This is a genomic window from Stenotrophomonas sp. 05L44_2 (genome assembly GCF_056665995.1).
Window position 1 is genome coordinate 1 of the sequence record NZ_JBFTNR010000452.1, and the last position, 3,518, is coordinate 3,518.

General features: G+C 65.5%; 3 protein-coding genes. All 3 read right to left on the reverse strand.

Features of this window, described 5'->3' with window-relative positions:
- Positions 1 to 2 precede the first annotated feature (2 nt).
- Complete coding sequence (gene dnaK, locus AC1VAN_RS15380) at positions 3 to 1,928, reverse strand: molecular chaperone DnaK (protein WP_480986130.1); 1,926 nt, start codon at positions 1,926 to 1,928, stop codon at positions 3 to 5.
- A gap of 203 nt (positions 1,929 to 2,131) precedes the next feature.
- Positions 2,132 to 2,647, reverse strand: coding sequence for a nucleotide exchange factor GrpE (gene grpE / locus AC1VAN_RS15385; RefSeq protein WP_025878870.1), 516 nt, complete (start codon positions 2,645 to 2,647; stop codon positions 2,132 to 2,134).
- A 63-nt stretch (positions 2,648 to 2,710) separates the two neighbouring features.
- On the reverse strand, positions 2,711 to 3,518 hold an 808-nt coding region (locus AC1VAN_RS15390; RefSeq protein WP_480986131.1), incomplete at its 5' end, for an HrcA family transcriptional regulator.

The window sequence follows — 3,518 nt, forward strand, 5'->3', positions numbered from 1 at the left end:
GATCAGGACTTCTTGTCGTCCTTGACTTCGGTGAACTCGGCGTCCACCACGTCATCCTGCGCCTTGCCCGCATTGCCGGCGTCGGCACCCGGGGCGGCACCGCCCTGRTCGGCCGAAGCCGCAGCGAACAGCGACTGGCCAGCTTCTTCCAGCACCTTCGACTTGGCTTCGATCTGCGCCTTGTCGTCACCCTTCATCGCGGTTTCCAGATCGGCCAGGGCCGCTTCCACCTTGCCGATCACTTCGCCACCAACCTTGCTGCCGTGCTCGGTGATCGCGCTGCGGGTGCCGTGGATCAGGGCATCGGCCTGGTTGCGGGCCTGCACCAGCTCCTGGAACTTCTTGTCTTCTTCGCGGTTGGCTTCCGCGTCGGCGACCATGCGTGCGATCTCTTCCTCGGACAGACCCGAACCGGCCTTGATCTCGACCTTCTGTTCCTTGTTGGTCTTCTTGTCCTTGGCCGACACGTGCAGGATGCCGTTGGCGTCGATGTCGAAGGACACTTCCACCTGCGGCAGGCCGCGCGGGGCCGGCTCGATGCCGGACAGGTCGAACTTGGCCAGCGACTTGTTGAAGCGGGCCTGTTCGCGCTCACCCTGCAGCACGTGCACGGTCACGGCCGACTGGTTGTCCTCGGCGGTGGAGAACACCTGCGAGGCCTTGGTCGGGATGGTGGTGTTCTTTTCGATGATCTTGGTGAACACACCGCCCATGGTTTCGATGCCCAGCGACAGCGGGGTCACGTCCAGCAGCAGCACATCCTTGACGTCGCCGCCCAGCACGCCGCCCTGGATCGCAGCACCCAGTGCCACGGCTTCGTCCGGGTTGACGTCCTTGCGCGGTTCCTTGCCGAAGAACTCGGTGACAGCCTGCTGCACCTTCGGCATGCGGGTCTGGCCGCCGACCAGGATCACTTCGCTGATGTCGCTCGAACGCAGGCCGGCGTCATTCAACGCAACGCGGCACGGCTCGATCGACTTCCTGATCAGCTCTTCCACCAGCGATTCCAGCTTGGCGCGGGTCAGCTTGATGTTCAGGTGCTTCGGACCCGACGCGTCAGCGGTGACGTACGGCAGGTTCACTTCGGTCTGCTGGGCGCTGGACAGTTCGATCTTGGCACGCTCGGCAGCATCCTTCAGGCGCTGCAGGGCCAGCGGATCCTTGCGCAGGTCGATGCCCTGGTCCTTGTTGAACTCTTCAACCAGGTACTCGATGACGCGGTTGTCGAAGTCYTCGCCACCSAGGAASGTGTCGCCGTTGGTSGMCAGCACTTCGAACTGCTTCTCGCCGTCSACRTYGGCGATCTCGATCACCGAGACGTCGAAGGTGCCGCCGCCCAGGTCGTAGACAACGATCTTGCGATCCTTGTTGTCGCCCTTGTCCAGGCCRWASGCCAGCGCGGCYGCGGTSGGYTCGTTGATGATGCGCTTGAYKTCCAGRCCGGCGATGCGGCCRGCGTCYTTGGTKGCCTGGCGCTGGCTGTCGTTGAAGTARGCSGGCACSGTGATGACCGCTTCGGTGACCTTCTCACCGAGGAAGTCCTCGGCGGTCTTCTTCATCTTCTCCAGCACCTTGGCCGAGATTTCCTGCGGTGCCATCTTCTTGGCATCGCTGGTGGCCACCCAGGCATCACCATTGTCATGGGCCAGGATGCTGTACGGGACGTGCGCGATGTCCTTCTGCACTTCGGCGTCGGTGAACTTGCGGCCGATCAGGCGCTTCACCGCGTAGAAGGTGTTCTTCGGGTTGGTCACGGCCTGGCGCTTGGCCGAGGCACCGACCAGGACTTCGCCGTCCTTGGTGTAGGCGACGATCGACGGGGTGGTGCGATCGCCTTCCGAATTTTCGATGACGCGGGCCTTGCCGCCGTCCATGATCGCCACGCACGAGTTGGTGGTGCCGAGGTCGATACCAATGATCTTGCCCATGGGGGAGACTCCTTGAAGGATGTTGTTTTTGTCAGTCCGGCCGTTCGGCCGGTGGATGAATGGGATGTGGGGGAGGCTCGTGGAACATTCAAGCCATCCCCCGAACGCTGTGTTTCCGTTCGCCCAACACGTTCAGCGTCGGTCGTGCCGATGCCCCGGTCGCGGCGGGAAAACCCGCGTCAGGCCAAGCCCGGCGCCCGCGGTCAATCGGCGGCAACCACCACCAGCGCCGGCCGCAACAGGCGCTCGTTGAGCAGGTAGCCCTTCTGGAACACGGTCACCACGCTGCCCGGGGCGGCGCCGGGGGCAGCGACCTGGCTGATCGCCTGGTGGTGTTCCGGGTTGAACGGCTGCCCGGTCGGGTCCAGCAGCACCAGGCCGTTGTCACCAGCGACCTTCAGCAGCTGCTTGTAGGTCAGCTCCAGGCCCTCGCGAAGCGGATGGGCATCGTCGCCGGCGGCCTTTAGGCCGGCATCGAGGCTGTCGAATACCGGCAGCAGTTCGCCCAGCAGCTTCTCGTTGGCGAACTTGCGCGCCTGTTCGATGTCGCGGGCCACGCGCTTGCGCTGGTTGTCGAGGTCGGCGCGCTCACGCAGCGCTTCGGCCTTGACCTGCTCCACTTCGGCACGGAGCTGTTCGATCTGTTCGTTGACGCCCTCGGCGGCAGCTGCGTCGGCGGCGGCCTGCTGGGCGGCGATGTCTGGCTGATCTTGATTCATGTCTGGGTCCCTGGCGGTCACTCTCCGCCTCCACCCACCCTAGTGTGGGCGGGATGCTGCGTTTCAAGCGTCCGATGCACCCGGAGTTCGCCCGCCCGGCGAAAAGGCCGCGCCGAGCACATCGGCGGTGGCCTGGACCAGCGGAATCATGCGGTCGTAGGCCATCCGCTTCGGCCCGATCACGCCCAGCACGCCCAGTACCTGGCCGTTGGCGGTGTACGGCGCGGTGACCAGCGAGACGCCCTGCAGGGGTACCACGCCGGTTTCCTCGCCGATGAAGATGCGCACGCCGGGGGCCTGGATGGTCCGCTCCAGCAGCTGCAGGATCTCGCGCTTGCTGGAAAACAGCTCGAACAGCTCGCGCAGGCGCTCCAGGTCGGACAGGTCCTGCACCCCCATCAGACGCGTCTGGCCGGCCACCAGCATGTCGTCGGCCGGCGGCTGCAAGGCCTGCTCGGCCAGCTCGACGCTGTGCGCCAGCACCTGTTCCAGCTCGGAACGGGCGTCGCGCAGCTCCAGCAGCAGGCGGGTACGGATCTCGGCCAGGGGCAGCCCGGCAAAGTGGGCATTGAGGTAATTGGCCACCTGCTCCAGCTGCCCCGGCGCGAAGTCCTGGCGGGTCTCGATCACCCGGTTCTGCACTTCATTGTCGGCAAACACCAGGATCGCCAGCACCCGGCGCCCGTCCAGCGCCACGAAATCGATCTGGCGGAAGGCGAACTKCTCGCGGCGCGGCGCGCTGACCACGCCAACGAAGTGGCTCATCGCCGACAGCAGCTCCGACGCACTGCCGAGCAGCGCCTGGGTACTGCCGCCTCCGGCCAGCTCCTGACGCAGTCGGGCCAGCTCCCCTTCGCCCGGCGGCTGCATC

Excerpts from the sequence above, each read along its gene's own strand:
- grpE (WP_025878870.1), bottom strand. The coding sequence starts at position 2,647 with ATGAATCAAGATCAGCCAGACATCGCCGCCCAGCAGGCCGCCGCCGAC.